Source organism: Schlesneria sp., from assembly GCF_036405755.1.
Lineage (GTDB): Bacteria > Planctomycetota > Planctomycetia > Planctomycetales > Planctomycetaceae > Schlesneria > Schlesneria sphaerica.
Genome location: NZ_DASWWZ010000027.1, coordinates 1 through 7,610 on the forward strand (window position 1 = coordinate 1; position 7,610 = coordinate 7,610).

Here is a 7,610-nt window from a genome sequence, read left to right on the forward strand (position 1 = left end):
AGAGAAGTCGACATTCTGGCTTTCGTCGACTCCTGATGAAGTTGGCAGCAAGGGCTGGGATGCTGCCCTCCCGCGAATCGCCAGTTGGGTCAAGCTGAAAGATCGTCAGTCGGGCAAGCAATTCTATGTGCTGAACACCCACTTTGATCATCGAGGGGTCCAGGCCCGGGCGGAAAGCGCAGCCTTAATTGTGAAATACGTGCGGGCAAAGTTCGCTGACCATCCCGTCATCCTGACCGGGGACTTTAATACCACTCCCGATTCCGAGCCGTACCGCACCATAACCGGGGCAGGAATCGAAGGCCGCTCAGTCTTTCGGGACACGTACGCCCATTCCGCGCAAAAGCCGGAAGGCCCCGACTCGACCTGGAACGGATTCACGGCGATCGTGCCGGGACAGCGAATCGATTTTGTCTTCACCACGGAATCGGTGAAAACATTGCGGACCCGAATTCTTGATGACCAGAAGGAAGGCCGATTTCCGTCAGACCATCTTCCTGTCGTTGCAGAACTACGACTGGGTGCAGAATAAGCCCCGGTTTTGACGGTGCCCCAAAGTCGATGTCGAATCACGAGGCGCGGCTGACCGGTGAGTGCTGATGGGAAGTGAAAAGATCTCTTCCCATCGCCATCCGGGCACGAGACCCCCAGACTCTGCGACGCATTACGACTTGTCATTCTTCACGGGAGGAACTTCGATTCGACAGCACCCCAGGTTCAGAAACTCTTTTCGACTCTGAGCGACCTTCTGAAGCAAGTCTTTCCGGAGTCGGTAAACCATAAATCGACCGTCACGTTCCACCTCAAGCAACCCCGCGTGTTTGAGGATCTTGAGATGGTGCGAAACCGTCACCAGTTCGACTTCCAGAAATTCCGCGATATCCCCGACAGTCATTTCACCATGGCGCAAAACATCGATGATCCTCAACCGAATCGGCTCGGAGAGGGCCTTCAACTGATCCGCGCAGGCTCTGGATTGAAAGTTGTCGTTTTCCAACGAGAATCGACCTTATCCACCGATGTGAATGACTGGGGTTTCACGACGCGACTGGTCTGATCCGACGACCGAATTAAAAGTTGCGAACAATCAGGTTCCCGGCGCTGTCTGTCCTGTGCTCCCGCTGCGGGACAATTCGCTGTCTTGCACCCGGACAGAATCGCTAACATTGCTAAATTGATTAGAGTATGAGAGGACGAATTCTGCAAGAGGATGATTGTCCTCGGCATGGTTGAAAAACACTCCAGTCCGTGAGGGGTTTCCGTCCGCATCCAATTTAAATTGGGGGAGGAATACGCCCTCCAATTGCAATCGGGATGTCCCCTGCGGACACTCAGACCGGTCGCGGACTGCAAGAGCAATTTCCGGCAGGTTTTGAGCTGCCATTGACGTTTTTTGCCGATTCCCGCATAGTTCGACCCTTCCTAGACCCCGCTGTTTCTCATTTTCGCTGTTTCTCATTTTCATAGAGAAGTTTGCTCGATGTCCGAGACGCCCGACCGTTTGGAAGCCGCTCGATTGGAAAAGCTCGCGAAGATCGAGGCTTTAGGCCTTGATCCGTGGGGCCAGCGTTTCGACGGTCATATCACGATTGAGCAAGCGCGGGAACAATGTCCCACCGAAGGTGGCATTGACGGAGCGACTGTGCGCGTTGCTGGCCGAATCATGAAGTGGCCAAAGACGGGCAAACTGAACTTTCTGCACGTCCAGGATTACTCAGGCCGCATCCAATTGATGCTGTCCCAGAAAGACTCGTCCCCGGAGACGTGGGCCTTGCTGGACTGCCTGGACCTGGGCGATCTGATCGGAGTCGAAGGACGACTGCGCCTGACGAATACGGGCGAGAAGACAATCTTTGTGACCCAGCTTGTGATCCTGTGCAAGTCGCTCGCTCAGCCACCGGAAAAGTTCCACGGACTTCAAGACAAAGAACAACTGCTGCGACAGCGCTACGTCGACCTGATCTACTCGGAAGGCGTTCTGGATCGGATGTTCAAGCGGCTGCGGATCATCGATTCGATCCGTCAGACGCTGCGCGGCGAAACCTTCTTCGAAGTCGAAACTCCCGTCCTGCATTCGATCGCCGGTGGAGCGGCTGCACGCCCCTTTATCACGCACCACAATGCCCTCGACATTCCGCTCTTCCTGCGGATTGCCCTTGAACTGCACCTCAAGCGGCTGATGGTTGGCGGTATTGAACGCGTTTATGAGATTGGCCGCGTCTTCCGAAACGAAGGTGTCGACAGCACTCACAACCCCGAATTCACCATGATCGAGTTGTACCAGGCCTATGGCGACTACAACTCGATGATGGACCTTGCCGAAAAATTGATTTCGCAGGCCGCGATCGCCGCCAATGGATCGGCTGTCGTCCCTTGGGGCGAGAAGACCATCGACTTCACGCCACCTTACCAGCGTGCCCGCTACGGCGATCTGTTCCGTGAACACGCTGGCTGCGACATGCACGACGCTGCAGCGGTTGCTGCCGTGGCGAAGAAGCTGCATATCCCCACCGAAGGCCGCCATCCTGACGTCATCGTCAACGACGTGTTTGAAGCAACCGTCGAAGACAAACTGATCGGACCCGTTTTCGTCATCGACTATCCGGCCTCGATGTGCCCCCTGACCAAGCGGAAGCGCAACGATCCGACGATCGCAGAACGGTTCGAGATGTTCGTGGACGGCATGGAAGTAGCCAACGCCTACACCGAACTGAACGACCCTCGGCTTCAGGAAGAACTGTTCCGGACACAGCTCGCCGGACTTTCCGAAGAAGATTCAATGGCTAAGATGGACCACGACTTTGTTCGCGCCCTGAAGGTTGGCATGCCGCCAGCAGGGGGAATGGGAATTGGTATCGACCGCCTGATCATGCTGCTGACGAACACCAACAGCATCCGTGACGTGATCTTCTTCCCATTGCTCAAGCCCGAACAATAGCCGAAACGCCTGAATCCCAACTGACTACGCCAAAGGACTGGCAATGTACAAACTGATTCTCTGCCAACGATACCTTCGGACTCGTTACATCGCTCTGGCGAGCATCATCAGCGTCACCCTGGGGGTGGCGACGATGATCGTGGTCAATTCAGTCATGGCCGGGTTCGGCAGTGAGATGCGGAATCGGATCCAGGGGATCCTGTCCGACGTCATCATCGAAACGCGCAGCATGAACGGCGAATTCGATCCCGAAGGGTATAAGCAGCGGGTTCGTGAGCTGGTCGGTAAGTACATTTCGGGTGTCACGGCGACCGTCGAAGTGCACGCCATCCTCAGCTACAAATCGCTGGGAGACTACGTACCTCACCCGGTCAATCTGGTCGGGATTGAGCCCGAGAGCAAGTCGGAAGTGAGCCCCCTGGCTGAGTATCTTCAGAGTTACCAGGCCCAGGTCGAGAACGACAAAGAGATTCCTGCAGAGCGATCGAAAGACGAACCGCTGGGCTGGGAACTGACTCCCGCCGCAATGAAGCGCCGGGAAGCGAACGCCGAGTACTACCGTCAGATGAAACGACTGAGTTCGCAGATGCGGGCACAGCGTGAGATGGACGAACCCTCGTCCGAGGATCCTTTCGCTCTGGATAAAGAACCTACCGTCGAAGAGGATACGCTTGGCCAGCCGCAGAAAGGTCGACTCTACGTCGGCGTCGGACTGGCGACTTATCTCGGAATCGATCCGGAAACAAAAGAGCCCAAAACGTACAACATGATTCAGCCGGGCGATGACGTGCGGATCACGACCTACTCGGCCGGGACCCCCGCTCCGAAGTACTTCATCGCGACGGTCGTCGATACGTTTAAGACCAAGATGAGCGAATACGATTCGAATCTTGTGTACTGCAACCTGGAAGAGCTGCAGGAAGTCCGGGGGATGCTGCGACAGAACGAAGATGGTACTCAAACAAGGGCGTTTACCTCACTCCAGATTAAGCTGAAGGACTATCGCGACGCTCCCAAAGTACTGGAAATTCTGAAAGCGAACTTCAGTCCCGAGTTTTTCAACGTGAATACATGGGAACAACGACAGGGGCCGCTGCTGGCGGCGGTCGATGTGGAATCGTCGATTCTGAACATCCTGCTGTTCCTGATCATTACCGTCGCGGGGTTCGGAATCCTGGCCATCTTCTTCATGATCGTGGTGGAAAAGACGCGTGACATCGGAATCCTGAAAGCACTGGGGGCCAGTTCTTCTGGCGTGATGTCGATCTTCCTGACTTATGGCCTGCTGCTGGGGATGGTCGGTGCCGGTGCCGGAGTGGTGGTCGGCTTGTTGTTCGTTCATTACATCAATGAGATCGAGAAGGTCATCTCCTTCTTGACGGGACGCGAAGTCTTTCCCGAACAGATCTACTACTTCAAGGATATTCCCACCTACGTTGACCCGTTCACCGTTTGCTGGGTCGCCTTCGGAGCCGTGACGATTGCCGTTCTGTCGAGTGTACTGCCAGCACGCCGGGCCGCCCGATTGCGACCAGTGCAGGCACTCAGGTATGAATGACCCGGACTGTGATCGTCAACCTGATACGGCCTTCGGAACAAATTAACGACGACAGACAGAGGGAACCGGTTCTGCGTCAACACGACTGGCCCGGACGGCAGCAAACACATAACAACATCGTTTTCACGGAACGGAAGCCATGCCAGCTCTCATCTCTCCTTCGCTGAATGCTACGACATCGGAGTCCATTGACATGCCCATGCCTCATGTCGCTGCGTTGGCCGTCCAGAAGTCTTACCGAAAGGGAGAACAGAGCGTTCCCGTTCTGCACGGTGTCGATATCTCCGTTCGAAAGGGTGAGTTCCTGTCGATCATCGGCCAGTCGGGTTCGGGAAAAAGCACGCTGATGCACCTGATCGGCCTGCTCGACACGCCCGATATCGGCGAAGTCCAGCTCGACGGTCAGCGGATCGATGACCTGCCGGCCCGGACTCGGGATGAACTGCGTAACCGCGTGTTCGGGTTTGTCTTCCAGTTCTATCATCTGCTGCCGGAACTCAGCCTGATGGAAAATGTGCTGGCCCCCCTGATGATCCGACACTCGATCTGGAACTACTGGACTCGCCGCCGTGAATTCCAGGATCGTGCGAAATCGATGATCGACCGCGTCGGCCTGGGCCATCGTCTGGCTCACAAACCGTCTGAACTGTCTGGTGGCGAGATGCAGCGTGCGGCCATCGCCCGCGCCCTGGTGGCTCAGCCCGAAATTCTGCTCGCCGATGAACCGACCGGGAACCTCGACGCAAAAACGGGCCGCGAGATTATCGACCTGATGTCCCGATTGAATGAGAGGGAACAGCTGACTATTATGATGGTGACTCACGATAAATCCATCGCGGCTGAAGCGCATCGCACAGTCAGGTTGTGCGAAGGACGAATTGAGTCCCTGAGCGACGCGGCCTGAACATCCGCGTGCCGTTCTTGCTACCCTGATTTTCATGAACATGAGTAAAGCCCGACTCGTTATGAGGACGGGCTTCTTTTACCGGAACCGCGGCTGATGGCTCTAAAAATTTTTCTCGGCAACAAACTCGTCGACGAAGCCGATGCCAAAGTAAGTGTGTTCGATCACGCACTCCTGTACGGGGACGGTGTCTTCGAAGGGATCCGCGTTTACAGTGGTCGCGTCTTCCTGCACCAGCAGCACATTGACCGCCTGTACGAGAGTGCCAAGGCCATTCGGCTGGTCATCCCCCTGTCCCCAGCGGACATGAAAGCGGCCGTCGAACAAACCGTGAAAGCCAACAACATCGACGATGGCTATGTGCGGCTGGTTGTGACGCGCGGAGCGGGAAGTCTGGGACTGGATATTCGAAAAACCAGCAACCCTCAGGTGATCATCATCGCCGACACGATCTCGCTCTATCCCCCCGAAACGTACACGAAGGGGATGCAACTGGTCACCGCCAGCACGATTCGCAATCACCCTGGCGCACTGAGCTCGCGTATCAAGTCGTTGAACTACTTGAACAACATCCTGGCACGCATCGAAGGAACGGATGCGGGCATGGTCGAAGCCCTGATGCTGAACCACAAAGGTGAAGTTGCCGAATGCACCGGCGACAACATCTTCATCGTCAAGAATCGAGTGCTCCTGACACCCGGTCTGGACGCCGGGATCCTCGAAGGGATCACGCGTAACGCGGTGATGGAGCTCGCCGTCGAAGCGGGATACGAAGTTCGCGAAACATCCCTCACCCGACACGACCTGTACATCGCTGACGAAATGTTTCTGACGGGGACAGCCGCCGAAGTGGTGGCTGTGGTCGGCCTCGACGGTCGCAAGATCGGATCGGGTGAACCAGGCCCCGTGACCAAAGATCTGCTCGCTCGATTCCAGAAGCTGACTCGCTCGGAAACGTAAGCTGTCTCGCTGAAGATTGCGGATGCCAGGAGGAACTGATTCCCGGCATCCGCTTTTTTTATTGAGGGGATACGCCAACTCGTTCGACTCCTTAACAGGTCTCGCATGCAGTCTTGATTGGGATCTGGTGGAGGGATAGAGTCGGGCTCCTTTACGGGCCCGATTTTCGATCCAGAACCGGAATCGCCATCTTGACGTCCCTTTCGACTTCGACCGGCGGCACATCGACATCGACTGAGAACACCATACCTCCATCGCAGGACGGTCTGCCTCAATCGACGACCGACTCACTTGCCTTGTTTCTACTCCTCCCTGTGATTGCGATGTCCTTAGGCTGGGGACTGCGGGGAACCATCGGCGGCGGCCCCATCGGAGCATTGATCCCGGGAGTGATCGTGATGCTCAGTCTGGCCCTCCTTCTCGGTTGGAAGAGTTCTCTGGGGATTGTCGCGGCAATTGGAACCGTTGGAATTGGACTGGGTGGGCAAGAAACCTACGGGCAGACAATCGGTTTCCTGCGCGATCCCGGCACGGTGCTGTGGGGGCTGTCTGGCCTGACTCTCAAAGGTGCCATGTGGGGCATCTCGGGAGGTGTGCTGGTCGGCTTGGGATTCATGCATCCGAAATACCGCTGGTGGGAGCTTGCCCTGGGACTGCTGATCATGGTCGGGGTGACGTTGCTCTGCCGTGAACTGATCGACAAGCCAAAGTACCTCTACTTTTCGAACCCGTTGGAGAAACCTCGCGAAGAAGCCTGGGTTGCCATCACGCTCGGAGCCTTCAGTCTGCTGGTCTACCTGTGGGGACTCCACCGCGAGAAGGTCTCCACCGCATTTGCCCTGGGTGGCCTCGTCGCCGGCGCTGCGGGATTCGGATTCGGAAGCCTCTTCATCGCGTTGGGACAGACCCTGCCAAAGCCCTATTTTGGCTGGGAATGGTGGAAGATGATGGAGTTCACTTTCGGAGCCCTGTACGGACTCGGACTGGGCGCGATCGCTTTCAGTCTAAGGCATGATCTACGACGGGCGGATCAGCAGGCGTCGGAACGAACATCCGTCGATCCTCTCACAACGCTTTCCAACCCCTTGATGACAGTCGTCGGACTTGCAGTCGCAATTACGGCGATCCTCTTGAATTTCGGGATTCCCATTCGGACCTCTTTCACGGTTGTTGCAGCCGGCCTCATCCTCTTGTCGCTCTTTTCAAATCGACTGAGCTGGCACGTCGCACTCAGTCTGACGATCGCTGGT

7 protein-coding genes are annotated in these 7,610 nt (G+C 56.3%); 6 read left to right on the top strand and 1 reads right to left on the bottom strand.

Annotation, left to right across the window (positions count from 1 at the left end; genetic code table 11):
• A partial coding sequence (locus tag VGE80_RS00895; RefSeq protein WP_440591340.1) for an endonuclease/exonuclease/phosphatase family protein occupies positions 1-532 on the top strand: 532 nt, incomplete at its 5' end.
• 132 nt (positions 533-664) lie between these two features.
• Here the strand turns inward: VGE80_RS00895 and VGE80_RS00900 are convergent.
• Positions 665-997, bottom strand: coding sequence for an ArsR/SmtB family transcription factor (locus VGE80_RS00900; protein WP_440591341.1), 333 nt, complete (start codon positions 995-997; stop codon positions 665-667).
• A gap of 483 nt (positions 998-1,480) precedes the next feature.
• Between VGE80_RS00900 and lysS the strand changes: the two genes are divergently transcribed.
• From lysS to VGE80_RS00925, 5 genes are all read left to right on the top strand, one after another.
• Positions 1,481-2,938: a lysine--tRNA ligase gene (gene lysS / locus VGE80_RS00905; protein ID WP_440591342.1), complete on the top strand. Its 1,458-nt coding sequence runs from the start codon at positions 1,481-1,483 to the stop codon at positions 2,936-2,938.
• A gap of 43 nt (positions 2,939-2,981) precedes the next feature.
• Positions 2,982-4,496, top strand: a complete 1,515-nt coding sequence (locus VGE80_RS00910; RefSeq protein ID WP_373649650.1) for an ABC transporter permease — start codon at positions 2,982-2,984, stop codon at positions 4,494-4,496.
• 193 nt (positions 4,497-4,689) lie between these two features.
• A complete protein-coding gene (locus VGE80_RS00915) occupies positions 4,690-5,400 on the top strand; it encodes an ABC transporter ATP-binding protein (RefSeq protein ID WP_373653838.1) in 711 nt (236 codons plus the stop codon).
• A 96-nt stretch (positions 5,401-5,496) separates the two neighbouring features.
• Positions 5,497-6,360, top strand: coding sequence for a branched-chain-amino-acid transaminase (gene ilvE, locus VGE80_RS00920; protein ID WP_373649649.1), 864 nt, complete (start codon positions 5,497-5,499; stop codon positions 6,358-6,360).
• Between the two features lie 191 nt (positions 6,361-6,551).
• Positions 6,552-7,610: hypothetical protein (locus VGE80_RS00925; protein WP_440591343.1), on the top strand; the 1,059-nt coding region annotated here is incomplete at its 3' end.